Below are 26170 nucleotides of genomic sequence, written 5' to 3'. Positions count from 1 at the left end.
GGTCACAGTCCTGTCCGCCAGCAGGAAGGTTTCCCCATGTCCGCAACCCGACGCGAGGTGCTCGCCCGTACCGGAGCCCTCGGCGCAGGCATCGCCTTCACCGGCGCCCTCTCGGAACTCTTCGCCGGCACCGCCGCCGCCCAGTCCCTGGGCCACAGCGGCTACGGCCCCCTCGTCCCCGACCCCGACGGCCTGCTCGACCTGCCCAAGGGCTTCCGCTACCGGGTGCTGTCCCGTGAGGGCGACGAACTGCGCTCCGGCGAGGGAAAGGTGCCGTCCAACCACGACGGCATGTCGGCCTTCCCCGGCAGACACGGCCGCACCCACCTCGTCCGCAACCACGAGAACCGCGCCAACGGCCGCGTCCCCGTGCCCACCGTCAAGGGCCTGACGTACGACCCGGAGGGCAAGGGCGGCTGTACGGCGCTGGAGCTGGACTCGCGCAACCACGTCCTGTCCGAGCGGGTCGCGATCGCCGGTACCGCCGTGAACTGCGCGGGCGGGCCCACGCCCTGGCACACGTGGCTGACCTGCGAGGAGACCGAGGACCGGGCGGGCACCAACGGCTACACCAAGGACCACGGCTTCATCTTCGAGGTCGACCCGGTCGAGCCGCACCGCACCGGCGCGGTGCCGCTGACCGCGATGGGGCGCTTCCAGCACGAGGCGATCGCCGTGGACCCGCGGCGCGGGGTCGTCTACGAGACGGAGGACGCGTTCGAACGGCCGTTCGGTCTCTTCTACCGGTTCCTGCCGGAGAAGCCGCTGGGCGGCCGGGGCTCGCTGCGGGCGGGCGGCCGGCTCCAGGCGATGCGGGTGCCCGGTGTACCCGACCTGTCCTCGATCCAGGAGACGGGCGCCACCTTCGACCGCATCGAGTGGGTGGACGTGCCCGACCCGCTGGCCGACGGGACGCCGATCCGCTTCCAGGACTTCGGCCGGGGCGGCATCACCCACGCGCAGAAGCTGGAGGGCTGCTACTGGGGCGGGCAGAGCGTGTACTTCGTGTCGTCCTTCGCCCACAGCGACGAGGGCTCCGCCGCCGACCACTACGGGCAGATCTGGCGCTACGACCCCGAGCGGCGCCGGCTCACCCTGGTGATCGTCTTCGGTCCGGACACCGACGTGCAGTTGCCGGGCGAGTCCCCGGACAACATCTGCCTGGCGCCCAGCGGCGGCCTGATGGTCTGCGAGGACGGCAACGGCGCGCAGCACGTCTTCGGCGTGACCCGGCGCGGGGAGGTGTACGCCATGGCCCGCGGCGCCCAGAACATCGGGACGGAGGAGGAACCCGAGTGGGGCGAGTTCGCCGGCGTCACCTTCTCCCCCGACGGCGACACGATGTACGTCAACTGCTACACCCCCGGCACGACCTTCGCCGTGACGGGGCCCTGGCGCAGGTGACGGCGGGACACCGGCGGGGCACGCCGTCCGGCCACTGAAGCCCCCACCCCTGGGTACTCGGGCCGCATGACTCAGAACGTGCAGGTCAACGGCTCGTACTGGCTTCAGACGGCACCGGGCGGCGCGCCGCGTCCCGCGCTCGGCGAGGATCTCGACGTCGACGTCGCCGTGATCGGTGCGGGCGTCGCGGGGCTCAGCGCGGCCTGGGAACTGGTGCGGGCCGGGCGGAGCGTGGCGGTCCTGGAGGCCGGGCGGGTCGCCGCCGGCGTCACCGGGTACACCAGCGCCAAGCTGACCGTCCAGCACACCCTGGTCTACGACAGGCTGCGCCGCACCCGCGGTCCCGAGGGCGCCCGGCTGTACGCCCGCTCGCAGTCCGAGGCGATCGAGCGCGCCGCCGGGATCGTCGCCGAGCTGGGCGTCGACTGCGAGTGGGAGACGCGCGACGCGTACACGTACGTCCGCGATCCGGGCCGCGTCGACGAGGTGCGGGCTGAGGCGGCCGCCGCGAAGGAGGCGGGGCTGCCGGCGTCCTTCGTGACGGAGACCGGGCTGCCCTTCCCGGTGGCGGGCGCCGTGCGGGTGACCGGTCAGGCCCAGTTCCACCCGCTGAAGTACCTGCGGGCGCTCGCCGCGGACCTGGAGGCGCACGGCGGGCGGATCTTCGAGGACACCACCGTCCAGGGCCTGGAGGAGGGCGAGCCGTGCCGGGTGAGGACGGAGGCGGGGGCGACGGTCACCGCCCGGGACGTCGTGGTCGCCACCCACTACCCGGTCTTCGACCGCGCCCTGCTCTTCGCCCGTCTCTCCCCCCGCCGCGAGCTGGTGGTCGCCGGGAGCATCGGGGCGGACCGCGACGTGGACGGCATGTACATCACGCCGGAGGAGAACACCCGCTCGGTGCGCACCGCGCCCCTGGACGACGGCCGCCGCCTGCTCGTGGTCACCGGGGAGCACTTCACGCCGGGCACGGGCGACACCCGGGAGCGCTTCGGGACCCTGGCCGCCTGGGCGGACGAGCACTTCCCCGGCGTGGAGCGCACCCACGCCTGGGCCACTCAGGACATCGACCCCACGGACACCGTGCCGATGGTGGGCCCGATGCACCCGGGCGCGCACCACACGTACGTCGCCACCGGCTTCGGCGGCTGGGGACTGAGCGGCGGCATGATGGCGGGCCGGCTGCTGACGGCGCAGATCACCGGCGAGGAGTGCGCGTGGAGCGGGCTGTACGACCCGCGCCGGCTGCGCACGGCGGTGCGCGAGGCGCCGGCGCTGCTCAAGACGCAGGCGGAGGTGGCCCGGCACTTCGTCGGCGACCGGCTGCGGCCTGTGCCGCCGGTGGACGCGCTGCCGCCGGGCGAGGGCGCGGTGGTCCGGGCGGGCGGTGACCGGCTCGCGGTCTACCGGGACGAGGCGGGCACGCTGCACGCGGTCTCGGCGCGCTGCACCCACCTGGGCTGCCTGGTCGGCTTCAACGCGGCCGAGCGCGCCTGGGAGTGCCCCTGTCACGGCTCCCGCTTCGACACGGACGGCAAGGTGATCGAGGGCCCGGCGACGAAGCCGCTGGAGCAGCGGGACATCTGACGGCGGCCGGGTTCTGGTCCGGGCGGGTGACCGGGGCGGCAGGTCGGCCCGCACGGTCATACAAACCGAACATCCCACTTCTACGGTCGTACGGTGATCACTCTTGTACGACGCGCCACCGCGCTCTGTGTCCTGGGCGCCGCCCTCACCGCCTGCGGAACCGCCGAGACCCCGCAGGCCCCCCGGCCGGCGCCGTCCGCGCCGTCCGCACCGTCCTCGCCGTCCGCCACCGCCTCGAAGCCGGCCCCCTCCGGGCCTCCGACACTCGCCCCCGGCCCGGCGGGCCTGACGCCCGTCTTCGAGCACGGCCCCCGCACGGACGCCGCGAAGGACGGCAAGCTGGTCGCCCTCACCTTCGACGCCGACATGACCGCCGACCAGGGGCCGCGGGCGGCGGCGGGGGAACGGTTCGACAATCCCGCGCTGATCGCGACGCTGCGGAAGCTGAAGGTGCCCGCCACGGTCTTCATGACCGGCCGGTGGGCCGAGGAGTACCCGGACGAGGCCCGCTCCATCGGGCGGGACCCGCAGTTCGAGATCGCCAACCACTCCTACAGCCACTACGCCTACACCGAGGACTGCTACGGCCTGCCGACGGTCTCCAAGGACGACATGCGCGCGGACCTGGAGCGGGCGTACACCGCGTTCGAGAAGGCCGGGGTAGCGGACCCGATGCCCTACTTCCGCTTCCCCGGCGGCTGCTACGACGACGCGGTCCGCAAGGAGCTGTCGGCCACCGGGGTCACCGCCGTGCAGTGGGACGTGGTGAGCGGGGACGCCTTCGCGACCGACGCCGACGCGGTGACCCGGCAGGTCCTCGACGGGGTGCGGCCGGGTTCGGTCGTCGTCATGCACTGCACCCGCAGCGCCGCCCCGGTGACCGAGCAGGTGGTGCGGGCGGTGGTGCCCGAACTGCGCCGCCAGGGCTACCGCTTCGCCAAGGTCTCCGAGCTGATCGGCGCCGCCGACGGGCACGGCTGACGTCCTACGCTGGAGGCATGAGCAGCGACCACGACCCCGCCCCGGACGGCTCCGGCTCCGGCTCCGGCTGCGGCTGCGACCCCGGCGGATATTCCCTGATCGGCACGGCGCCCCACCCGCCCGTGGCCGACGGCCCGCCGTACGCGGAGTGCGTCCTGTGCCGGGAGCAGACGGAGTACCCCGAGTCGTACAAGGGCATCACGCTCTGCCCGGTCTGCGAGTGGCAGGAGGCGCAGCGCACGGCCTGCACGGGCTGACCGGTCGCCTCGCGCGCGGTATGGGGCCGTGCGCCCGCGAGCGGCGGGCTTGGCAGACTGGAGGGCGTGAGCAACGACCCGACCGCACCCGCCCCCGTTCCCGTCCCGGACGGCCCCTTCCGGCCCGAGCCCGGCGACCGCGACCTCGCGCCGCAGTTCGTGCTGCCGCTCGTCGTGCGCATCGAGCGGGCGGCTCCCCCGGCCCGTACCGACGCCCTGGAGACCGCGGCCCGGGCGGTCCTGGTGATGCTCGCCGACGCGCGGTCGACCGGTGACGGCGCGTGGGCACGGGCGATGCGGGACTGGCAGGACGCGCGCATCCGCAAGGTCGTCAGGCGGGCCCGGGGCGCGGAGTGGCGCCGGGCCGGGGCGCTGCCCGGCGTCACGGTCACCGGCAAGAGCGCCGAGGTGCGGGTCTTCCCGCCGGTCCCGCTGGACGGCTGGCCCAAGGACCTGGCCCGTCTCCAGGTCTCCGGCACCGACCTCGACGACCCCGAGCCGCCGGCCGGCGCCGACCCCTGCGCGCCGGTGCTCTGGCTGAACCCCGGCCTGGACATGTCGGCGGGCAAGGCGATGGCGCAGGCCGGTCACGGCGCGCAGCTCGCCTGGTGGGAGCTGTCGGACGGCGAGCGGGCGGCGTGGCGCGACGCGGGCTTCCCGCTGTCGGTGCGGACCGCGGACCCGGCCCGCTGGCCGGACCTCACCGCCGGCGGTCTGCCGGTGGTGCGCGACGCCGGGTTCACGGAGATCGCGCCGGGCTCGTGCACGGTGGTGGCGGACCACCCGGCCCTGCGGACCCCGCCGGGCGGGGCGCCGGGGGCCTGAACCTCAAGATTTGCTCTGAAGGCGTGGCCCGCGCGGTTCGCGGCCGGTGTCCGGGGCGATAACCCGTCGGAGCGACGGGGAGGGGCGGACGAGCATGGAGCCAATGACGCGGCTGGGCACCGGCATCGGATGGCGGCCGGAGATCGCGGACGTCGTCGAGCGGATGCCCGGCATCGACTGGGTCGAGGCCGTGTCGGAGAACCTGTGTCCCGGGCATCTGCCCGACTCGCTGCTGCGGCTGCGCGAGCGCGGGGTGACCGTCGTGCCGCACGGCGTCTCCCTCGGGCTCGGCGGCGCCGGCCGGCCGGATCCGGGGCGCCTGGCGGCGCTCGCCGAGCGGGCGGAGGTCCTGGCATCGCCGCTGGTCACCGAGCACATCGCGTTCGTGCGGGCGGGCGGCGCGCCGACCGCCTCGCCGGTGCTGGAGGCGGGGCACCTGCTGCCGGTGCCGCGCACCCGGGACGCCCTCGACGTGCTGTGCGAGAACGTGCGCATCGCGCAGGACGCGCTGCCCGTGCCGCTGGCCGTGGAGAACATCGCCGCGCTCGTCGCCTGGCCGGGCGAGGAGCTGACGGAGGGGCAGTTCCTGTACGAACTGGCGGACCGGACCGGCGTACGGCTGCTGATCGACGTGGCCAACCTGCACACCAACCACGTCAACCTCGGCGCGGACCCGGCCGAGGCGCTCGCCGAACTGCCCCTGGAGGCCCTCGCCTACGTCCATGTCGCGGGCGGCTTCGAACGGGACGGCGTCTGGCACGACAGTCACGCCCACCCGGTTCCGCGGCCGGTCCTCGACATCCTGACGGACCTCGCCGCACGGGTCGCGCCGCCGGGCGTCCTGCTGGAGCGGGACGAGAACTTCCCCGAGGGCGACGAGTTGCGCGCCGAGGTGGAGGCGATCCGCGACGCCGTGGAGCGGGGCCGGACCCTGCGCGGGCCGGCTTCCGGGGGCGGGGCGGCGCCGCGCACGCCGGGCCCGGGTTCCGTCCCGGCCGCCGGCGACGCCGTACGGCAGCGGCTCGGGCTCGCGCAGGCCGCGTTGTTGTCCGCGCTGGTCGCGGGGGCGCCGGTGCCCGAGGGGTTCGACCCGGTGCGGCTCGGGGTGCAGGCGCGTGCGCTCGCCGGCAAGCGGGCCGACGTGGTCGGCAAGGTCGCGCCCGAACTGCCCGTGATCCTGGGCCCGCGGTACCGGCCGGCCTTCCTCGCCTACGCGCGGGGGCGCCCGATGACCGGCGGCTACCGTCGCGACGCCCTCGACTTCGTCGCGCACCTGCTGCGCACGGCACCGGGTGACGATCCCGGCGTGCGGCGGGCGTTGCGCGCGTGGTGGCTGGAGCGGTCGGGGCCGGTGCCCCGCTCGTCGCGTCCCGGGGTCCGACTGGCCCGTGCGGCCAGGCGCGTGCTGCTGCGCCGCTGAACGGAGCGGTCCCGGGGGACACCGCCGAACGGAACGTCACATACCCGCAACACCGCGTCCCGGAATGTGAACAGGGCATGGCGCCGGCGAAACCTTTTGGCATAGAAGTACGGCATGTTCTGGGTCCTCTTCCTCCTGGCGGCGTGGGCCGTCGCCGGTGTCGCGTGCCTGCGGCTGTGCCTGGCCGCGGTGCGCGCGGCGGCCGTCGACCCGCACGCCGTCGTCCGTGAGCACACGCTGACGCTGTACGAGGCGGCGTTCCTGTCCGGCGGTCCGCGGCGGGTGGCCGACCTGACGCTCGTCTCCATGGCGCGCCAGCGACGGCTGCTGCTCGCGCACACCGGCTGGGCGACCGTCGTGGACCCCTGCGGCCGGGACGACATGGAGCGGTCGGTCATAGGGGCGATAGGGCCGCAAGGGCAGTCCCGGATAGCGCCGGTGCGGACCGCGGCCGCCGCGGCCGACGCGGTACGGGGCCTGGCCGACCGGCTGGTCGGAGCGGGCCTGGCCCTGCCCGACGGCGGTACCGGCGGCGTCGCGGCCGGGGTGCGCCGGGTGCGGGCCGCCGCGGCGGCCGTGTGCGCGCTCGGCCTGGTCTCCCTGGCCCTGCCCCTGCCCGCCACCGAGCCGCGCCTGCTCATCGCCCTCTGGTTCGCGCTGCCGCTCGCCCTGACCCTCGGCTGCCTGGCCATCACGCGCATGGAGATCCACCCGTACGCGCGCTGGGCCTCCCCGGCCGGACAGCGGCTGGTCGGCGCCCTCGTCCGGCAGGCCGACGGCACGGCCGACGACCGGACCTTCCTCACCTCGGTCGCCGTGCGGGGCGTCCACGCGATCGGCGAGCCGGACCTGCGTGCGGCCTTCGCCCACCGGGAGAAGTACGCCGGGGACCGCTGGGAGCGCCGGGCCTGACGCGCCGGGGGCGTACGGGGGCACTCGGCGCCGACATGCGCCGGCGGTGCTTGCCCCGCCCGGCCGGTGAACCAACCATCCCTTGTGTCACTCCCCGTGCCACCGAAGGGATACGCGATGCGAGCTGCCGCCCTCTACTCGGCCGCCGGGTCCTTGCTGCTGACCACCCTCACCGCCGTCCCGGCGCAGGCGGCGCCCGCGGCCGGGCCCGGGTCCGCCGAGGCGCGCGGCACCGCCGTGGCCGCCGGGCGCGCGGCGGCGGCCGGGATCGAGTTCGGGGCGTGCCCGAGGGCGGAGGAGCTGCCGGACGGCATGCGCTGCGGCACGGTCGCCGTGCCCCTGGACTACGCCCGTCCCGACGGCGAGCGGATCGAGCTGACCGTCAGCCGCGTGCGGGCCACCCGCAAGGACCCGGACGACGCCGGGCGCACGGTCCCCGGACAGGGCGCCCTCGTCTACAACCCGGGCGGCCCCGGCGCCTCCGGGCTGTACTTCCCGCTGGTCGGCATGGTGCCCGAGTGGAAGCGGCTCGCGGCCGCCTACGACCTCGTCGGCTACGCCCCGCGCGGGGTCGCGCCCTCCGCGCCGCTGTCCTGCCAGGACCCCGGCGACTTCTTCAAGGGACCGCGGCCCGCACCGGCGCGGCCCTCGGAGGCGTACAAGAAGGAGCGCGCCGCCGAGGCGGAGGCGTACGCCCGCGGCTGCGCGGAGCGGGGCGGGGACGCGCTGCGGCACTACCACTCGCTCAACAACGCCCGCGACCTGGAGGTCGTCCGCGCCGCGCTGGGCGAGCGGCGGCTCACCTTCATGGGCGGGTCGTACGGCACCTACCTCGGCGCGCTGTACGCCGAGCTGTTCCCCTCGCACGTACGGCGGATGGTGTTCGACGCGGTGGTGAACCCGGACCCGGAGCAGGTCTGGTACCGCAACAACCTCGACCAGTCCGAGGCGTTCGAGGACCGCTGGGAGGACTTCAAGAAGTGGGTCGCCGGGCACGACGACGTGTACGGGCTCGGGGACCGGCCGCGGAAGGTGCAGGACGCCTACGAGGAGGCGGGCGCGCGACTGGCGGCCGAGCCGGCGGGCGGGACGGTGGGGCCCGCCCAGTTGCAGGGCGCGATGCTGAAGGCCGGGTACTACGACGACTACTGGCCCCGCCGCGCCGAGGCGCTGTCGGCGTACCTGAAGGGCGATCCGCAGCCGCTGATCGACCAGGCGGGGACGCGGACCGGGGAGGGCGCGGCCGGGGCGGAGAACTCCAACGCCGTGTACACGGCCGTCGAGTGCAACGACGCGCCCTGGCCCACCGACTTCGGGGTCTGGGACCGGGACAACACGCGGCTGGCCCGCCGGGCGCCGTTCGAGACGTGGGACAACGTGTGGACCAACCTGCCCTGCGCCTACTGGCGGGCGCCCCGGCAGCAGCCGCTCGACGTGCGCACCGCACCGGGTGAGCTGCCGCCTACGCTGATCCTGGCCGCCGAACGGGACGCGGCGACCCCGTACGAGGGCGCGCTGGAGCTGCGGCGGCGGCTGGCGGGCTCGGTGCTGGTGACCGAGCGGGACGCGGGGACGCACGGCGTCGCCGCCGGCCCGAACGCCTGCGTCAACGCCCACCTGGAGGCGTACCTGCTGGACGGCCGCCTCCCGGCGCGGGACGCGTCCTGCGCCCCGCGCCCGGAACCGGAGCCGAGGCAGGCCGCGGCGCCGAGGGCCTGACTAGGCCAGCCCGGCGACCAGCTCGCCGATGTCCTTGCGGCGCCCGGTGAAGAACGGGATCTCCTCGCGGACGTGGCGGCGGGCCTCGGAGCCCCGCAGGTGGCGCATGAGGTCGACGATGCGGTGCAGTTCGTCGGCCTCGAAGGCGAGGATCCACTCGTAGTCGCCCAGCGAGAAGGAGGCGACCGTGTTGGCGCGCACGTCCGGGTAGCCGCGGGCCATCTTGCCGTGGTCGGCGAGCATGCGGCGGCGGTCCTCGTCGGGCAGCAGGTACCAGTCGTACGAGCGCACGAACGGGTAGACGCTGATGTAGTTCCGCGGCGTCTCGTCGGCCAGGAAGGCCGGGATGTGCGAGCGGTTGAACTCGGCGGGGCGGTGCAGCGCCATGTTCGACCAGACCGGCTCCAGCGCACGGCCGAGCTTCGTGCGGCGGAAGAGGTTGTACGCCTCCTGGAGCTGGTCGGCGGTCTCGGCGTGCCACCAGATCATCAGATCGGCGTCGGCCCGCAGACCGGACAGGTCGTAGGTGCCGCGGATCGTCACGTCCTTCGCGGCGAGCTGGTCGAACAGCTCCTGGACCTCGTCGGCGTACCCGGCGCGGTCCTCGGGGAGGGTGTCCTTGAGCTTGAAGACGGACCAGAGGGTGTAGCGGATGACCTCGTTGAGGTCCTTGGCCAGCTTGCCCTTGTTGGGGATCCGCTCGGCGGCGGGGGTGGAGGCGTCGTCACTCATGGTCCCTATTCTCCCGCTCCGCCGTGCAGACTCTGCACCGGGTGGGCCGTGAGCTGCTCCACACCGCGCAGGTCGCCCCGGATCTGGTCGGCGGCCGCGTACGCGCTCGCGATGCTCGCCGGGATGCCGACGCCGTCGTACGCCGCTCCGCACACCGCGAGCCCGGGGAGTTTCGCGACGTGCTCGCGCAGGCGGGCCACGCGCGCGTGGTGGCCGACGGGGTACTGCGGCAGGCCGTCCCGCCAGCGGGTGATGCGGGTGGCGACGGGCTCGGCGGTCAGGCCGGTGGCCTCGCCCAGGTCGTGCCGGGCGACGGCGACCAGGCCCTCGTCGTCCCGGCCGAGGACCGCCGTGTCGCCGTAGCGGCCCACCGAGGTGCGCAGGACGACCACGTCCGGGTCCTCGTCGGCGATCCAGCCCCACTTGCGGGAGGCGAAGGTGGCCGCCTTGATGGTGCGCCCGTCGACCGGGGGCACGAGGAAGCCGCTGCCCTCGGGGAGCGCCGCGGCGTCGGAGCGGCGGTAGGCGAGGGTGATCAGGGCCATCGAGGCGTACTCGACGGCGGACAGCTCGGCCGCGGCGGCGGGCGCCTCGGCGCGCAGCAGCTCCGCGGCGGGCCCGGCCGGGACGGCGACGACGACCGCGCCGGCGTGCAGGACCCGGTCGCCGGCGACGATCCGCCAGCCGTCGGACGCGGTGCGCCGCAACTCGGTGACGGGCGCCCCGGTGAGGATCTCGCCGCCGCGCGCGCGGACCGACGCGGCGACCGCGGGCGGAAGGGTGCCGATGCCGCCCTCGATGCCCATGAACACGGGGCCGCTCGGGGGTGAGGTGGCCGTGCGGCCCTGGAGGGCGCGGACCGCCTCGGTGAGGGAGGTGTGGGTGCGGGCGGCCTCGAAGAGCTGGGGCACGGCCGAACGCAGGGAGATGCGGTAGGCGTCGCCCGCGTAGACACCGCCCAGGAGCGGCTCGACGAGGCGGTCGACGACCTCGCGGCCCAGGCGCGCGGCGACGTACTCCCCCACGGCCACGTCGTCGCCGACCTCGGTGCGGGGCAGGTCGGCGTCGCGCCCGATGCGGGCGAGGCCCTCCTCGGAGAGCACGCCGGACAGGGCGGCGGCGGTGCCGGGGACGCCCATGACGTGGCCCTTGGGCATGGGGCGCAGGGCTCCGCGGGTCCACAGGGAGGCCGTCGCGGTGGACGGCGGCTGGAGGCGGTCGGCGAGCCCGGCGGCGCGGGCCAGGCCGACGGCCTCGGGGCGGCGGGCCAGCATCGACTCGGCACCGAGGTCGACGCGTACGCCGGCGATCTCGCCGGGCAGCAGCTTGCCGCCGACACGGTCGGACGCCTCCAGGACGGTCACCCGCGCACCGCCCTCCAGGAGGCGGTGGGCGGCGGCCAGTCCGGCGATGCCGGCTCCGACGACGACGACGTGTCCGGGTCCCGTGTCCGGGGGGACGTCCCCCGCCGGAGTCTCGCTTGCGCTCATACCCCCAGCGTCTCAGACCCCACCGACACCGGGCCCGGGGGCCGTCGGCTGCGACACCGGGCGCGGGTGGCGCCGCCCCCGACACCGGGCTCACGGGTGCCGCGCCGGCCCCCGCGCGGCACCCGTGAGGCGCACCGGCACGCGCACGCGTCCGCCCCGCCCCGCGCCGCGCCGCTCACGGACCCGGGCCACCCGCCTTCGCCCGTCTTCGTTCCCGTCCCGTCGCCCGCGCCCCCGCCGGTTCCGGCGCTGTCGCGCAGCCCGCCCCACGCCGGTTCCCGCCCCCGAGCCGTCCCGTCGCCCGCCCCCGCCCGGCCCGGCATCCGCCCCGCGCGGCCTCGTCCCCGCGGACCGCGAGTCCGGACCGTGATCTCTTCGGAACCGTTCCGCGCCGTCCCGGGGGCGCCTTCGCGCGTCGTAGAGACATCAGTTGCCACGAACCCGGGGGGACCCACGATGCAGGCACGACGACAGGAGTCGAGACGACCGGCGGCCCGGAGGTCCGCTTCGCGCGCCCGTGCCCTGGCCGGTCTGCTGCTGGGCGCGGGGCTCGCCCTCGGCGGCTGCAGCGCCTCGGACTCCGGCTCCGACGCGGGCGGCAGGGCCGAGGCGGCGGCACCGCAGAAGGACGCGCAGGGGGCCGGATCACAGGCCGGCGGCCGGCCCGGTGCCGCCGGGACGGGTGCGAGCGCGCCGCCCGAACTCGCCCCGAACCACATCATCCGCACCGTCTCCCTGAGCGTGCAGGTCAAGGACACGCCGACGGCGCTCGCCGCGGCCCGCACCGCGACCGAGAACGCGGGCGGTTACGTCGGTGACGAGTCCACCACCCGTGACGCGGAGGGCCACGAGCGGACCCGGGTGACGCTGCGCGTGCCCGTGGAGCGTTACGAGGCCGTGCTCGACGAACTGGCGGGCGCCGGGAAGCTGCTCAGCCGGGAGGCGAAGGCCGAGGACGTCACCGACCAGGTGGTGGACGTGGACAGCCGCGTCGCGTCGCAGCGCGCCAGCGTGGCCCGCGTCCGGGAGCTGATGGACCGGGCGACGGAGCTGGACGACGTGGTGACCCTGGAGGGCGAGCTGAGCACCCGTCAGGCGGAGCTGGAGGCGCTGCTCGCCCGGCAGGCGTCCCTGAAGGACCGCACGAGCCTGGCCACCGTCACCCTCTCCCTGTCGGAGACCCCGGTGAAGCACGCCGGGGAGAAGGAGGACGAGGACCCCGGGTTCCTGGACGCGCTGGCCGGCGGCTGGGACGCCTTCGTGACGATGCTGCGCTGGCTGGCGGTGGTGCTCGGCGCGGTGCTGCCGTTCGCGGTCCTGGCGGCGCTCCTCGTGCTGCTGTGGCTGCGGGTCGTACGCCCCCGGCTGCCGCGCCGCCCGGAGGCACCGCGCGGCGACGAGACGGGGCGCGGGGCCGAAGGGGCCTGAAGGGCCGTGAGGGGTCCCGTCCACGTAGCGTGTGCGCATGGACATGAGCGCCGGGGGCGGGAAGAGAGAGCGGCTGGTCGTGATCGGCGGGGACGCCGCGGGGATGTCCGCGGCGTCCCAGGCGCGCCGGCTGAAGGGGCCGGACGAGCTGGAGATCGTGGCCTTCGAGCGCGGGCACTTCACCTCGTTCTCGGCGTGCGGCATCCCGTACTGGGTCGGCGGCGACGTGCCCGGCCGGGACGACCTGATCGCCCGCACGCCCGAGGAGCACCGCGCCCGGCACATCGACCTCAGGATGCGCACCGAGGTCACGGAGATCGACGTGGCCGGCGGGCGGGTACGCGCGCGTGACGTCGATTCCGGGGCCGAGTCCTGGACGTCGTACGACAAGCTGGTGATCGGTACCGGGGCACGGCCGGTCCGGCCGGAGCTGCCGGGCGTCGACGCGCCCGGCGTGCACGGGGTGCAGACGCTGGACGACGGGCAGGCGCTGCTCGACACGCTGGCCCGCACGCGTGGCCGCCGCGCGGTGGTCGTCGGCGCCGGGTACATCGGCGTGGAGATGGCCGAGGCGCTGATCAACCGGGGTTATGAGGTGACGGTCGTCAACCGCGGCCGGGAGCCGATGGCGACCCTGGACCCCGACATGGGCCGCATGGTGCGCACGGCCATGGAGGGCCTCGGCATCACCATGGTGAACGGTGCCGAGGTCACCGAGGTGCTGACCGGGGACGACGGCCGGGTCCGGGCGGTGGCGACCCGGGACGCCGAGTTCCCGGCGGACGTGGTGGTGCTCGGCATCGGCGTACGTCCCGAGACGGGACTCGCCCGGGCCGCGGGGCTGCCGCTCGGCTCGCACGGCGGGCTGCTGACCGACCGGGCGATGCGGGTGCGCGGCCACGGGAACATCTGGGCGGGCGGCGACTGCGTGGAGGTGCTCGACCTGGTCTCGGGCCAGGAGCGGCACATTCCGCTGGGCACGCACGCCAACAAGCACGGGCAGGTCATCGGCACCAACGCGGGCGGCGGTTACGCCACCTTCCCGGGCGTGGTCGGCACGGCGGTCAGCAAGGTGTGCGACCTGGAGATCGCGCGGACCGGCCTCAGGGAGAAGGACGCGCTGCGGGCGGGCCTGCGGTTCGTGACGGCGACCATCGAGTCCACCAGCCGCGCGGGCTACTACCCGAACGCCTCCCCCATGACGGTGAAGATGCTGGCCGAGCGCCGCACCGGGCGGCTGCTCGGCGTGCAGATCGTCGGCCGTGAGGGCGCGGGCAAACGGGTCGACGTCGCCGCCGTGGCCCTCACGGCCGGGATGACGGTCGAGCAGATGACCGCCCTGGACCTCGGTTACGCGCCGCCCTTCTCCCCCGTGTGGGACCCGGTGCTGGTGGCCGCCCGCAAGACGGTCCGGGCGGTGGAGCAGCAGGGCTGAGCGGGCGGCAGGACCGACGGGGGCGCCGGGGGCGCCGGGCCGGGGCTAGGCCGTCCCGTTGATGCGGTCGATGGCCTGCCGTGCCTGCTCGGCCGGGGGCCGGGCGGGCAGGGAGGACACCGGGGCCGGGCCGGTCGCCGGCACGGGGGCGCTCACCGCGGGCGGCTGCTCGCCGGCCGGCCGGGCGTGGGTCGCGGCCCGTGTGGTGCGCAGCCGGCGGCTCACCGCCTCGTCCAGCGTGACCGGCCGCTGCGTCTGCGCGGCCAGCCTCCCCGCCTCCTGACCGAGCCGGGCGACGTCCTCCCAGGGCAGCCGCAGCACGAGGGCGACCTCGGCCTCGCCGTCGGGCAGGGCGTGCAGGGCCGGAGCCGGTGTGACCCGTTCGTTCATCGCCTGTTCCTCACGTCGTCCCCGCGCCCCGCCTTCCCCGGACCACGGGCGGTTGAGAGGGCATACGTACACACGGACGGAGGCGTTCAACGGGCGAACCGGTTCACCGTCGGCCGGGCGGGCAGGAGTGACTCGTGGTCATTCCCGTCCATGATGTGAACCCGGCGCGCCGCACCCCGTGGGTGACGTACGCGCTGATCCTCGCGAACGTCCTGGTGTTCCTGTTCACCCCCGGCATGACCGGGTCGGTGACGGGCGACGGCAGCCTGGCGCAGATGTGCGACCAGCAGGCGTTCCTGGACCACTGGGCGGCCGTGCCGCAGGAGTTGCTCCAGCACCGGATGCCGCGCCTGGTGCCCACCGGCGCGGTGGGGATCGGCCCGCAGGGGCCCGGCTGCGTGGTCGCGCCGCCGGGCTACGACAAGTCGCCGGAGCTGAGCGTCCTGACGGCGATGTTCCTGCACGGCGGCTGGCTGCACCTGCTGGGCAACATGCTGTTCCTGTGGATCTTCGGCAACAACGTCGAGGACCGGATGGGCCACCTCCCCTTCCTGCTGTTCTACGGCGTCTGCGGCTACGCGGCGACGTACGGCTTCGCCCTTCTCAACGCGGACTCGGCCGCCCCGCTGATCGGCGCGTCGGGCGCGATCGCCGGGGTGCTAGGCGCCTATCTGGTGCTGTATCCGCGGGCCCGCGTGTGGGTCCTGGTGCCCTTCCTGATCTTCCTGCCGCTGCGGCTGCCGGCCTGGGTGGTGCTCGGCTTCTGGTTCGTCCTGCAGGCGGTCTACTCCTCCGGCGGCGCGGTCTCCCACGCGGGCACGGTGGCGTACGTGGCCCACGTCGTCGGCTTCGTCGTCGGCATGCTGATCGCCTGGCCGCTCAGGCGGGGCACGCCGCCCCCGCCCGAGCCGCGCGGGCTGCTGTTCGGCAGGCGGGCGCGTCCCGGGTGGTGAGCGGCCCTCAGGCGGGGGTCGCCCCGCCCTGTGCGACGGGGTCGGGGGCGGTCCAGCGGATGCGGGTGCTGCACAGCGCGACGGCGCCCGCCGACGCGGCCACGGCGCCCATGCCCCACGCCAGGTCGCTCGCGCCGGCGATGAAGCCGATGAGCGGCGGACCGGCCAGCAGTCCCGTGGTGCCCATGGCGGCGACCAGCGTCAGCGCGTCCGAGCCCTGCCGGGCGGCGGCGGCGTAGACGCAGGGGGTCACGGCGGCGATGCCCAGGCCCATGCAGGCGAAGCCCGCGAGCGCCGGTGCGACGCCGCCGCTGACCAGGGCGAGGGCGAGGCCGGTGCCGGCGACGGCGCTGCCGAGCAGGACGACCCGTCCGTCGCCCCAGCGGCTGCGCCAGCCGTCGGCGAAGAGGCGGGCGACGACCATCATCCCGGACACCACGGCGATGCCGAGCGGGGCGAGTTCCGCCGACGCCCTGGCGATGTCCTTGAGGTAGAGGGCGGACCAGTCGTTCATGGCGCCCTCGGCCACGGTGCCGAAGACCATGGCGCAGCACATCCACAGGGTCAGGCGGGAGGGGAGCGTCCAGCGGCGGCGGTCCGGCTTCGGCTCGGCGGGGGCCTGCGCGCCGGCCGGGGCGTCCTCGTCGAGCAGTCCGGTGCGCGCGGTGGCGCCCAGCGCGACGAGCAGGACGGCGGCGGCGGCGAAGTGCGCCGCGACCGATCCGGTGGCGGCGGTCATGCCGGAGGCGAGCAGCGCCGCGAGCAGGGAGCCCGCGCTGAAGACGGCGTGCAGCCTCGCCATCGTGTTGCGTTCGTGCCGTGCCTCCAGGGCCGCGCCCTGCGCGTTCATGGCCACGTTCAGGCAGCCCACGAGGACGCCGTCGGCGCACATCACCAGCAGGGCGACGGGGTAGTCGGGTGCCGCCGCCAGGGCGAGCAGCAGCAGGGCCAGGCCCAGCTGGGACAGCAGCGCGAGGCGGCGCGAGCCCATGCGGCGCATCAGCCAGGCGACCGCCGGGAAGGACACCGCGGCGCCGACCCCCGCGGCCATCAGGAGCACCCCGACCTCGGCCGCGCTCAGGTCCAGGTCGGTCTTGATGGCCGGGATGCGCGCGGCCCAGGTGGCGTACTGGAAGCCGAGGGACAGGAACAGCGCGGCGATCGCCAACTGGCCGCGCAGGAAGGGGTCGTGGAGACGGGACACGCGCAATCAGCTCACTTCGCGCAGGGTGGGTGCGGGCGGGAGGGGGGACGGGCGGGCGGCGGCGACCGGCCTGGACATGTAGACGGCGCCGCCGCCGTACGCGTCGACGGGCACCACCCCGGGCTCGGGCACGAATCCGCGTGCCGACCAGAACCGCTCGGTGCCGCCCACGGCGACCAGGGAGATCCGCCGGTCCCCGCGGGCCCGGGCGGTGCCGGTGAGGTGGTGCAGGAGGTGCCGGGCGAGCCCTCGGCGACGCAGGCCCGGGGCGACCACGATGTCGTGCAGGTGGAGGTTCCCGGGCGGGACGGCGTCCCCGGCCTCCTCCGTCCGCGTCAGGTCCGGGTAGCGGTGCGGCGGGTACGGCAGCGCGAGCACGTAGCCGGCCGTGCGGGCGCCGACGTCCACGACGAAGCAGGTGTCGGGCGACGCCGCCGCCCTGGACTGCAGCGCGGCCCGGCCCTCCGACAGGCCGAGGCCGCCGTAGGCGTCCCGCTCCAGCGTCACGACCGCGTCCCAGTCCCCGTCGGCGAGGGGGCGTACGCGCACGGTGTCAGTCATCCGCGACGGCCCCCTCCGGGCGGTCCGCGAAGGCGTGCGGGAGCGGGGCGAAGCCGTTGAAGCCCAGGGTCGTGTAGCTGGTCGCGTAGGCGCCGCAGGACAGCACCCAGACGGGGTCGCCCGAGGCCAGCGCCGCGGGCACCCGGACGAGCCCCGCCTCGTGGGAGTAGGCGTCGTCGCTGTCGCAGGTGGGTCCCGCCACCACGGCCGGGACGTGCGGGCCGTCGGGGTCGTGGCCCGGGAAGACCAGCGGGTACTGGAGGGCGTCCATCTCGTACAGGCCGTTGAACTTGCCGCAGCTCAGGTACAGCCAGTGCTGCCGTTCGCCGTTCGCGGCCCGGCGCTCGGCGAGGCGGGTGACGTGGGCGCGGATCGCGCCGTGGTCGGCGACCAGGTGCCGTCCGGGTTCGACGACGAAGTCCAGCGGGCCGCCGTGGATCCGGCGCAGGTCGTCCATGCCCTCCCGGATCACGGCGAAGATCTTGTCCAGCGGTGGGTCGAGGCGGGCGCCGCGCCGGTCGTGGTAGCCGAGGGCGGGCAGGCCGCCGCCGAGGTTGACGTGGTCGACGCGGATGCCGCGGCGGCCGAGGGCGCGCAGTACGCCGCCCAGGTCCTCGACGGCGCCGTGCCACGCCTCCCCGGTCATCTGCTGGGAGCCGACGTGCACGGACAGGCCCGCGGGCACGAGCCCGGCGTCCCGGGCCGCGGCCAGGACGCGGACGGCGTCGCCGGGCGGGCAGCCGAACTTGTTGCTCAGCCCCCACACCGCCCCCGCTCCGCCGGTCGCCACCCGGCAGAACACCCGGGCGCCCGGGGCGTGCCGGGCCAGGGCGGTCACGTCCTGGAGGCTGTCGGTGGCGAAGGTGCGCACGCCCAGCCGGTACGCCTCGGCGATGTTCCGGTCGGACTTGACGGTGTTGCCGTAGTGCACACGGCCGGCCGGCATCCCGGCCCGCAGCGCCTGCTCGACCTCACCGGGGCTCGCCGCGTCGGCCCCGGCTCCCCGGCGGGCCAGCGCGGTGAGGACCTCGTCGAGCGGGCAGGCCTTCATCGCGAACCGGACCTCGACGCCGGGCAGTTCGTGGCGCAGGGCGTCGAGGCGCCCCTCGATGCCGGCCAGGTCGTACACGATCCGGTCGCCGGGTGCGGCGGCGAGGGCGGCGGCCAGGGACGCGCCGGGGCCCGCGCCGCTCACCGTGCTCGCGGCGCTCACCGGAGCGCTCCCGCGGGCGCGGCGACGGGGGTGGCCCGGGCCGCGGCCACCATGGCCTCCCACGCCTCCGTGAGGAGGGCGAAGTCGGCCATGTCGTCGCGTGCCTCGTCGAGGAGGCGGGCGCGGCGGCCGGCCAGGTGGCCGGCGAACTCGGCGTACCTGCCGCCGAGCCGCCGGTAGGCGGTGTCGAGGGCGTCGAGCCTGCGGGTGTTCTCCGCGGTGTCGAGTCCGGTGCTCTCGCGGGCCAGGGCGGCGACGGCGTCGGAGCGGGCCCGGCCGTGCTCGTCGAGCAGCGTGCCGCCCGCCTCGGCCATGCGGTCGTAGACGTGGTGGAAGTAGAGCATCGACAGCAGGAACTTGACGAAACGGGTCTGGTAGGCGAGGAAGCCGGGTCCGGTCCTGCGTTCGCCGGTGTAGTAGTTGACGATGTTGCGGTTGTGCAGCACGCCGGGCAGCCCGGCGTCGTGCACGAGGTGGATGAGGAAGTAGTCGCTGCCGATGGTGTCCCGGGCGGGCGGCAGCGGCACGCGTTCGCTGACCGTCGGGCCGTGGAAGGCGATGTTGCACATGTCCACGCGCATCGGGTCGACCACCGTCAGCAGCGCGTGGTCGGACGTGAAGGGCTCGGTGCCGGCGCCGGTGAAGGACTCCTCGACCAGCTCCCGCTTCCGTTCGGCGGACCAGTGCTCGGGCGCCCACAGGGAGACGACGTCGCGGTAGACACCGGGGTCGGCGTCCCGTATCTGCGCGATGTCGACGGAGAGTTCCCCCACGAAGGAGCCGCCCACCATGGCGACGCGGCGTCCGAGCAGCGGCTCCGGGAGCCGCGACGCGGTGACGTGGGGCACGGCGTCGGCGGCGCGGGCCCCGAGGGAGGCCAGTTCGTGGTGGACGGGGAAGACCGTACGGCCGTCCACGCGCTGGTAGCGGCTGTCGGAGTCCCGGCGGTGGACCGATTCGCAGCCGAGCGCGGCCGCGATCAGGAAGGCGCGGTTGGTGCAGGCGCCGTAGGACAGGCCGCCGGGGAGCATCAGCTCCAGGAGCAGCCCGGGTTTGGCGTTGCCGGAGCGCGCGATCACCCGGGTGAGGAAGTCGCGCTGGGCGGCCTCGTCGAGGTGGTGCGCGGTGATCCGGGGGTGGTCCGGCAGCCGTCGCAACGCCCCGGCGTGGGCGGCGCGGTCCTCGGCCGGGCAGGAGTCGAGGACCAGCAGGTGGACATCGATGTCGAAGTGGTCGGCGGCGTAGGCGGCTTCCTCGCCCAGGGCCGTGATCGTGTCCGGGCAGGGCCGGTTGGTGGGCAGGGTCAGGCAGATACGGCGCATGCGGCGTCCCCGGTGGCCTCGTCGGTCGCCTCGTCCGTGTCGCCGCCGGTGCCGGCGTCCGTGTGCCAGGACTCCAGGCCCAGCAACCTGGCACCCAGCCCGGTCAGTTCGGCGGGGCCGTAGCGCTCGGACTCGGGCCGGCGGGCGTCACCGAGGAGGGTGGCGTTCCAGTCGGGGGTGGCGAGGGTGCGCCAGGAGTCGACCCGGGAGTCGCGCAGGGCGCGGTGGGTCTCCAGCGCGGGCATCATCGACAGGTACTGCACCGCGCGGACGCCCTCGCCGGAGACGTTGGGTGCGACGCCGTGGGCGAGCAGGCCGTTCCAGATGAGCAGGTCGCCGGCCTCCAGGTCGGGCCGCACGACGGGCATGTCCTCGCGGTCGATCGCGGGGCGGATGGGGTCGCGGTCGTCGGGCTGGAGGGCCTTCCAGCGGTCGAAGCGCCTGAACAGCTCGGGGCAGCACTGGAATCCGCCGTGGTCGGGCTTGGTGTCGTTGAGCGCGATGATGCCCTGCACGCGCTGCGGCAGGACGCCCTGGGAGGTGTCGACGTCCCAGTGCAGTTCGATGTCGAAGCCCCGGTCCGGCTTGTCGATCAGCGCGCGGTCGCGGTTGCCCACGTTGGGCGGGTTGAGGTTGAGCCGGTCCAGGGTGACCCACAGCTCCTCGCAGTCCCACACGTCGACGAAGGCGTCGTAGACGCGCTGCGTCTGGCGGCTGTCCCACAGGAGCTGGTGGTGGTACGCCTCGACGAAGCCGTAGATGTGCAGCTCCCGGTCGAGGTCGGAGCGGTACTCGCGGTCCTGGTACCAGGTCTCGGGGCGATCGGGGTCGAGCCCCTGGAACTCCCAGGCGAAGTCGAGCAGCCGGCGTGCGGAGCCGGCGGGTATCGCCTCCTTGACGACGACGTAGCCGTACGTCTGCCAGTGGGCGAAGTCCTCCTCGGACAGCACCCGCAGCGGACGCGTCTTGTCGAGGTCGCGCAACTGGGTGCGGGCCAGGTAGGTGTCGGCGTCCGCGCTGAAGTAGGGCCGGTCGCAGGGGGCTCGGTGGAGGTAGGAATCGGGCGTTGCCATGCGGTGCTCCAGATCCTCGCCGTCGCCCCGTGCGGGCAACGGCGGTGCGTGCGACGGTGGTCGGCCGTCGCACATGAGGTCGGTGGTGGCAGCGGGAGCCCGCTCGCGGCACGGGGCGGGAGCGGGCGGACGGGGCGGATCGGACGGGTGCTCCCCGGTCCGCGCCCCCGTCCGGAAAGGGTCGTCTCGTCCGGGGTGGTCGTCACGGAAGTCGTCGCCACGACGGCGGTCTGCGCAGTCCGGTCGCGGCTGGCGTCCGGCGCGGAAACTGGGGTCGCATGGGCCCCTCGCCGAACTTGCGCCTCACAATGGACTAGACCAAGGGAAGGTGTCAACACCCCCTCGGGGCTGCGGAGTTGTTACTTCCGAGTTCGGTTCCCGGCACCCTTGACACGTCTGGTTAACCTGAACGCGCACCCGCTTGGTCTATACCAAGACTCCATCCGAAAGGCGCGGCCGATGTCCTCCAGCAAGCACAGCAGCGCGTTGCGGCGGCTCGCGCTCTCCGTCCTGCAGCCGGGTTTCGTGGGCACCGAGGCTCCCGACTGGATCCTGCGCGACATCGGCGACGGGCTGTCCTCCGTCGTGCTGTTCTCCCGCAACATCGTCTCCCCCGAGCAGGTCGCCCGGCTGACCGCCCGACTCCGCGCCGAGAACCCCGACCTGATCGTCGCGATCGACGAGGAGGCGGGCGACGTCACCCGTATCGAGTCCGCCACCGGCTCCTCCCGCCCGGGCAACTTCGCCCTCGGCACCGTCGACGACGCGGAGCTGACCGGGGCCGTCGCCGCCGACCTCGGCCGGCAGTTGCGCGCCGCCGGGGTGAGCCTCGACTACGCGCCGAGCGCGGACGTCAACTCCAACCCGGACAACCCGATCATCGGCGTCCGCTCCTTCGGTGCGGACCCCGACGTGGTCTCCCGGCACACCACCGCGTGGATCCGCGGCCTCCAGTCGTCCGGCGTCGCCGCCTGCGCCAAGCACTTCCCCGGCCACGGGGACGTCGCCGTCGACTCCCACCACGACCTGCCCGCGTACACGGCGGGGCCGGACGAGATCGCCGCCCAGGCGCTGCCCCCGTTCCGGGCCGCCGTCGCCGCCGGGGTGCGCGCGGTGATGAGCGGCCACCTGCTGGTGCCCGCCTACGACCCCGACCTCCCGGCCACGCTGAGCCCGCGGATCCTCCAGGGCCTGCTCCGCGACGAGTTGGGCTTCGACGGCCTGATCGTGAGCGACGCCATCGAGATGGGAGCGGTCACCCGCCGGTACGGCATCGACGGCGCCACGGCGAAGGCCGTCGCCGCCGGGGTGGACGCCGTCTGCGTCGGCGGCGAGAGCGCCGAGGAGGCCACCGTCGCGCTGCTGGTCAAGGCGCTGGTCACCGCGGTGACGGGCGGGGAGCTGCCCGAGGAGCGGCTGGCCGATGCGGCGGCCCGGGTACGGGAGTTCGCCCGCTGGTCGGCCGGGCTGCGGGCGGCCGGGGCCGCCGGGGAGACCTCCGGGGACGGCATCGGGCACGTCGCCGCGCGCCGGGCCGTGCGCCTCACCGGGGCCGCGCGGGCGGCGCTCCCGCTGACGGCCGCGCCGCACGTGGTCGAGCTGGCCCCGGTGACCAACATGGCCATCGGCAAGGAGACCCCGTGGGGTGTGGCCGCCCCGCTGCGGGAGCGGCTGCCCGGCACGACCTCCGTGCGGGTGCGCGGGCAGGAGCTGGAGGAGGGGACGGTGGCACTGGAGAGCTGCGCCCTCGAACCGGCCGCGGGGCGCCCCCTGGTGATCGTCGCCCGCGACGCGGCCCGGCACGCCTGGATGAGCCGTGCCGTGACCGGTCTGACCGCCGCCCGCCCGGACGCGATCGTCGTGGAAATGGGCCTGCCGTGCACCACCGCGGCCGCACCGGCCCAGATCTTCACCCACGGCGCGAGCGCGGCTTCGGGCCTGGCCGCGGCGGAGGTCCTCACGGGGGCGGCCGTGGGCTGAACGGGCGACCGCCGGCCGCCGCGCCGGGCGCTCCGGGAGGGCGGGGCCCGCTGGTGGCCGGCCGCGCCGGATCACGCCTGCGGGCCGAGCCGGGACACCCACCGCCCGCCGCGCCGCGTCACGCCCCCAGCAGCCGCCGACCGCGCCCACGCGGCCGAGCCGGGGGGCGCCAGCCGTACCCCGTCGCGCCCGAGCGCGGAGCGGGGTGACCGACGCGGGGGGGCGTGGTCGCCCCGGGATGTCAGACGGGCGGACCCGGCTTCAGCGGGCGGTCCGGGTGTGGACGTACTCCACGAGGCGGGTCAGCGCGTCCGGGTCGGTGGTCGGCAGGACGCCGTGGCCGAGGTTGAAGACGTGGCCCTCCAGGTCCGCCGCCGCGTCCAGGATCTCGCGGGTCTTGGTCTCGACCGCCTCCCGGCCGGCGAAGAGGACGGCCGGGTCCAGGTTGCCCTGGAGCGCCTTGCCGGGGCCGACACGGCGGGCCGCCTCGTCCAGCGGGACGCGCCAGTCGACGCCGACGACGTCCGCCCCGGCCTCGCCGAGCAGACCCAGCAGTTCGCCGGTGCCGACGCCGAAGTGGATGCGCGGCACGCCGTACCCGGAGACGGCCTCGAAGACCTTGCGGGAGGCGGGCAGCACCGAGCGGCGGTAGTCCGCCGGGGACAGCGCGCCGACCCAGGAGTCGAAGAGCTGGACGGCGCTCGCGCCCGCCTCGATCTGCACCTTCAGGAAGGCGGCCGTGATGCCGGCGAGCCGGTCCAGGAGGTCGGCCCACAGCTGCGGGTCGCCGTACATGAGGGCCTTGGTGTGCTCGTGGTTGCGGGACGGGCCGCCCTCCACGAGGTAGCTGGCCAGCGTGAACGGCGCGCCCGCGAAGCCGATCAGCGGGGTGGCGCCCAGCTCGCGGGTGAGCAGGCCGAAGGCCTCGGTGACGTAGGTGACGTCCTCGGGGGTGAGGTCGCGCAGCCGCGCCAGGTCCGCGCGGGTGCGGATCGGCTCGGCGACGACCGGGCCGACGCCCGGCTTGATGTCGAGGTCGATGCCGATGGCCTTGAGCGGGACCACGATGTCGCTGAAGTAGATCGCCGCGTCCACGCGGTGGCGCCGCACCGGCTGGAGGGTGATCTCGGCGACCAGTTCCGGCCGCATGCAGGACTCGAGCATCGGGATGCCCTCGCGCACCTTCAGGTACTCCGGCAGCGAGCGCCCGGCCTGCCGCATGAACCACACGGGCGTGTGCGGCACCGGCTCACGCCTGCACGCCTTGAGGAACGCGGAGTCGTACGTGGCGGTCGGCTGCATGCCCACGGGGCTCTGGTTGGCACTCACACCGGCAAGTCTCGCATGCCCCCCGCACCGCACCGGACCTCGGGTGGGAAGGCTCCCGCACGCCCCGCAGGACCGCGCGTTCCGGACATCGCGCCCGCACGCGGGTGTCCCTCCCTGCGCCGGGCCGCCGTTCCGCTTAATGTTCCCCGCATGGCTGCGGCTCAGGGACGACTGTCGGACGGCGCTGGCGGAATGGACGACGCGAGGGGGACCGAGGAAGAGGCCCGGCACAAGGGGAGTCACGACGGAACCGGCGGAACCGGTGGGAGCACGGTACCGCCGGCCTTCACGGCCGCCGTGGAGGCGCTGCGCGCCGCGCGGCTGCGGCCGCAGATCGAGGTGGAGGCGACCCGCGCACCGCAGCGGCTCGCGCCCCACGCGTACGCGCTCGAGGCGGCGGTCGTCGACGGCGACGAGGACCTGGCGGACGGGCGGCTGGTGCTCCTGCACGACCCGGCCGGGCACGACGCCTGGCAAGGCACCTTCCGGCTGGTGACGCTGGTGCGGGCGGAGCTGGAACCGGAGATGGCGGCGGATCCGCTGCTGCCGGACGTGTGCTGGTCCTGGCTGACCGGCGCGCTCCAGGCGCGCGGGCTGACGTACGGCGAGCCCAGCGGCACGGTCACGCGTGCGAGTTCCCACTACTTCGGAGGGCTCTCGGCCCGCCCGTCCGCCTCGCAGATCGAGATCCGGGCGTCCTGGACCCCCCGCGAGGGCCTGGGCGGTGTGCCGGACACCGCGGCGCACCTCGCCTCGTGGTGCGACCTGCTGGCCCAGGTCGCGGGCCTGCCGCCGGCCGCGCCGGGCGATGCCTCGGTGGTGACGCTGCCTCAGCGGCGCGGTCCGCAGTCCCGCTGAGCGCACCAGCTCCCGTTCCTGTGTCCGGGCGTGGGATCCGCACGCCCGGAGGAGGTTCCGTCACTTTGTCGACACGGCCACTTTCGGGCTCGTATCGACAAAGTGTGAAACCGTTCGATCTTCGAATGATCGACAGCGTGTCCGAATTGCTCGGATTGTTACTCACCAGATCGTGATCATTCTCTAAAGGCGGACGCCTTCGGTGCCGAAGACGACTGTGACCTTGAAAGCACGGTTCGTCCCGGCTTCCCCCATGAGCCGGCCCCGTCCCCGCACCCCAGGAGGCCTGGTGTCCGTTCTCCTCGAGCAGCCTGCAAGCCTGGTCGCCTACCGCCCGAACAAGCCGACCGCCATGGTGGTCGTGGCCGACCCCCGCGTCCGTTCCACCGTCACCCGCCACCTGTGGGCGCTCGGTGTGCGCGACGTCATCGAGGCCTCGTCCGTCGCGGAGGCTCGTCCCCGCATCGGCAACCCCCGCGACATCTGCGTCGCCGACGTCCATCTCCCCGACGGCTCCGGCCTGACCCTGCTGTCGGAGACCCGCGCCGCGGGCTGGCCCAACGGGCTCGCCCTGTCCGCCGCCGACGACATCGGCGCCGTGCGCAACGCCCTGGCCGGCGGCGTGAAGGGCTACGTCGTCACCGGCACCCGCACCAACGTCGGGCTCCCCACCCGGCCGGGCGCCGCCCCCATCGGCGCCGCCGCCGCCCGTCTGCACCGCCGTCCCCCGGGCGCCCCGAGCCACCCGGGCGGCTACCGCGAGCTCTCCGGCCGTGAGGTCGAGGTGCTGCGGCTGGTGGCGGAGGGGCAGTCGAACAAGGCGATCGGCGTCTCGATGGGCCTGTCCGCCCTCACCGTCAAGAGCCACCTGGCCCGCATCGCCCGCAAGCTCGGCACGGGCGACCGCGCCGGGATGGTCGCGGTGGCCCTGCGCACGGGCATCATCCACTGACCGCCCGGCCGTTCCTCAGCCCGCCTTGTTCCCGCTCTCCCCTCCCCCTCCCTCATCTCCCCCACCGCTCCGGAATCGCCGCTCATGAAGCCGATGATTCACTGACCTGACTGGTTTACGACCCCCCGGCGCCCGCCGACGGAAC

The 26170-nt window shown here is 74.9% G+C and carries 23 protein-coding genes; 14 read left to right on the top strand and 9 right to left on the bottom strand.

Annotated features, from left to right (window positions below):
• Positions 1 to 36: 36 nt before the first annotated feature.
• The 8 genes from Sdi02f_RS32705 to Sdi02f_RS32670 all read left to right on the top strand — a co-directional run bounded on the left by Sdi02f_RS32705 (position 37) and on the right by Sdi02f_RS32670 (position 9105).
• A complete protein-coding gene (locus tag Sdi02f_RS32705) occupies positions 37 to 1404 on the top strand; it encodes a PhoX family protein (protein WP_030404105.1) in 1368 nt (455 codons plus the stop codon).
• A 66-nt stretch (positions 1405 to 1470) separates the two neighbouring features.
• Positions 1471 to 2991 (top strand): FAD-dependent oxidoreductase, encoded by a 1521-nt coding sequence (locus Sdi02f_RS32700; RefSeq protein WP_031085454.1) that lies wholly within the window; start codon positions 1471 to 1473, stop codon positions 2989 to 2991.
• Positions 2992 to 3084: 93 nt separating this feature from the next.
• Positions 3085 to 3972, top strand: coding sequence for a polysaccharide deacetylase family protein (locus tag Sdi02f_RS32695; RefSeq protein ID WP_031085457.1), 888 nt, complete (start codon positions 3085 to 3087; stop codon positions 3970 to 3972).
• A 17-nt stretch (positions 3973 to 3989) separates the two neighbouring features.
• A complete protein-coding gene (locus Sdi02f_RS32690; protein WP_108934529.1) occupies positions 3990 to 4229 on the top strand; it encodes a hypothetical protein in 240 nt (79 codons plus the stop codon).
• Positions 4230 to 4295: 66 nt separating this feature from the next.
• On the top strand, positions 4296 to 5054 hold the full coding sequence (locus tag Sdi02f_RS32685; RefSeq protein ID WP_055468895.1) for an aminoacyl-tRNA hydrolase: 759 nt from the start codon (positions 4296 to 4298) through the stop codon (positions 5052 to 5054).
• A 103-nt stretch (positions 5055 to 5157) separates the two neighbouring features.
• A complete protein-coding gene (locus Sdi02f_RS32680) occupies positions 5158 to 6474 on the top strand; it encodes an MbnB/TglH/ChrH family RiPP precursor modification enzyme (RefSeq protein WP_031085461.1) in 1317 nt (438 codons plus the stop codon).
• A 114-nt stretch (positions 6475 to 6588) separates the two neighbouring features.
• A complete protein-coding gene (locus tag Sdi02f_RS32675; RefSeq protein ID WP_108934528.1) occupies positions 6589 to 7386 on the top strand; it encodes a TIGR04222 domain-containing membrane protein in 798 nt (265 codons plus the stop codon).
• A 117-nt stretch (positions 7387 to 7503) separates the two neighbouring features.
• The gene (locus Sdi02f_RS32670; RefSeq protein ID WP_108934527.1) at positions 7504 to 9105 is read left to right on the top strand and encodes an alpha/beta hydrolase; all 1602 of its coding nucleotides are present in this window, start codon (positions 7504 to 7506) and stop codon (positions 9103 to 9105) included.
• Here Sdi02f_RS32670 and hemQ read toward each other — a convergent pair whose 3' ends face one another.
• Positions 9106 to 9837: a hydrogen peroxide-dependent heme synthase gene (gene hemQ, locus Sdi02f_RS32665; RefSeq protein ID WP_030404097.1), complete on the bottom strand. Its 732-nt coding sequence runs from the start codon at positions 9835 to 9837 to the stop codon at positions 9106 to 9108.
• 5 nt (positions 9838 to 9842) lie between these two features.
• Positions 9843 to 11327 carry a protoporphyrinogen oxidase gene (hemG, locus tag Sdi02f_RS32660; protein WP_108934526.1) on the bottom strand — a complete coding sequence of 495 codons (1485 nt, stop codon included), beginning with the start codon at positions 11325 to 11327 and terminating at the stop codon, positions 9843 to 9845.
• A gap of 456 nt (positions 11328 to 11783) precedes the next feature.
• Between hemG and Sdi02f_RS32655 the strand changes: the two genes are divergently transcribed.
• Both Sdi02f_RS32655 and Sdi02f_RS32650 read left to right on the top strand, forming a co-directional pair.
• The gene (locus tag Sdi02f_RS32655) at positions 11784 to 12755 is read left to right on the top strand and encodes a DUF4349 domain-containing protein (protein WP_108934525.1); all 972 of its coding nucleotides are present in this window, start codon (positions 11784 to 11786) and stop codon (positions 12753 to 12755) included.
• 37 nt (positions 12756 to 12792) lie between these two features.
• Positions 12793 to 14190 carry an FAD-dependent oxidoreductase gene (locus Sdi02f_RS32650; protein WP_030404383.1) on the top strand — a complete coding sequence of 466 codons (1398 nt, stop codon included), beginning with the start codon at positions 12793 to 12795 and terminating at the stop codon, positions 14188 to 14190.
• 45 nt (positions 14191 to 14235) lie between these two features.
• Here Sdi02f_RS32650 and Sdi02f_RS32645 read toward each other — a convergent pair whose 3' ends face one another.
• A complete protein-coding gene (locus Sdi02f_RS32645; protein WP_053664819.1) occupies positions 14236 to 14580 on the bottom strand; it encodes a hypothetical protein in 345 nt (114 codons plus the stop codon).
• Between the two features lie 134 nt (positions 14581 to 14714).
• Between Sdi02f_RS32645 and Sdi02f_RS32640 the strand changes: the two genes are divergently transcribed.
• Positions 14715 to 15533, top strand: coding sequence for a rhomboid family intramembrane serine protease (locus Sdi02f_RS32640; protein WP_031085466.1), 819 nt, complete (start codon positions 14715 to 14717; stop codon positions 15531 to 15533).
• A gap of 7 nt (positions 15534 to 15540) precedes the next feature.
• On the opposite strand, the gene Sdi02f_RS32635 is transcribed toward Sdi02f_RS32640, so the two are convergent.
• Genes Sdi02f_RS32635 through Sdi02f_RS32615 form a run of 5 tightly spaced genes read right to left on the bottom strand, consistent with a single transcriptional unit; the run spans position 15541 to position 20906 of the window.
• Positions 15541 to 16737, bottom strand: a complete 1197-nt coding sequence (locus tag Sdi02f_RS32635) for an MFS transporter (RefSeq protein WP_030404386.1) — start codon at positions 16735 to 16737, stop codon at positions 15541 to 15543.
• A 6-nt stretch (positions 16738 to 16743) separates the two neighbouring features.
• Positions 16744 to 17298 (bottom strand): GNAT family N-acetyltransferase, encoded by a 555-nt coding sequence (locus Sdi02f_RS32630; protein ID WP_107087430.1) that lies wholly within the window; start codon positions 17296 to 17298, stop codon positions 16744 to 16746.
• Positions 17291 to 18511, bottom strand: a complete 1221-nt coding sequence (locus tag Sdi02f_RS32625) for a type III PLP-dependent enzyme (protein WP_108934524.1) — start codon at positions 18509 to 18511, stop codon at positions 17291 to 17293. The genes Sdi02f_RS32630 and Sdi02f_RS32625 overlap by 8 nt, the downstream gene beginning before the upstream one ends.
• Complete coding sequence (locus tag Sdi02f_RS32620) at positions 18508 to 19833, bottom strand: DUF6271 family protein (protein WP_030404389.1); 1326 nt, start codon at positions 19831 to 19833, stop codon at positions 18508 to 18510. The genes Sdi02f_RS32625 and Sdi02f_RS32620 overlap by 4 nt, the downstream gene beginning before the upstream one ends.
• Positions 19815 to 20906, bottom strand: a complete 1092-nt coding sequence (locus Sdi02f_RS32615) for a phytanoyl-CoA dioxygenase family protein (protein ID WP_108934523.1) — start codon at positions 20904 to 20906, stop codon at positions 19815 to 19817. Before Sdi02f_RS32615 ends, Sdi02f_RS32620 begins: the two co-directional genes overlap by 19 nt.
• 459 nt (positions 20907 to 21365) lie before the next feature.
• On the opposite strand from Sdi02f_RS32615, the gene Sdi02f_RS32610 reads away from it, so the two are divergent.
• Complete coding sequence (locus Sdi02f_RS32610; RefSeq protein WP_108934522.1) at positions 21366 to 22886, top strand: glycoside hydrolase family 3 protein; 1521 nt, start codon at positions 21366 to 21368, stop codon at positions 22884 to 22886.
• Positions 22887 to 23147: 261 nt separating this feature from the next.
• Here the strand turns inward: Sdi02f_RS32610 and hemE are convergent, their stop codons facing one another.
• Positions 23148 to 24215 carry a uroporphyrinogen decarboxylase gene (gene hemE, locus Sdi02f_RS32605; protein WP_030404392.1) on the bottom strand — a complete coding sequence of 356 codons (1068 nt, stop codon included), beginning with the start codon at positions 24213 to 24215 and terminating at the stop codon, positions 23148 to 23150.
• A gap of 150 nt (positions 24216 to 24365) precedes the next feature.
• Between hemE and Sdi02f_RS32600 the strand changes: the two genes are divergently transcribed.
• Entirely contained in the window at positions 24366 to 25073 is a 708-nt protein-coding gene (locus Sdi02f_RS32600) for a DUF3000 domain-containing protein (RefSeq protein ID WP_108934521.1), read from the top strand.
• Positions 25074 to 25362: 289 nt separating this feature from the next.
• The gene (locus Sdi02f_RS32595) at positions 25363 to 26025 is read left to right on the top strand and encodes a response regulator transcription factor (protein WP_003972894.1); all 663 of its coding nucleotides are present in this window, start codon (positions 25363 to 25365) and stop codon (positions 26023 to 26025) included.
• Positions 26026 to 26170: the final 145 nt, after the last annotated feature.

This window comes from Streptomyces ardesiacus, assembly GCF_003112575.1.
GTDB lineage: Bacteria > Actinomycetota > Actinomycetes > Streptomycetales > Streptomycetaceae > Streptomyces > Streptomyces ardesiacus.
Note: the sequence above shows the minus strand (reverse complement) of the source record. Positions and strands in the feature narration are given on the sequence as shown.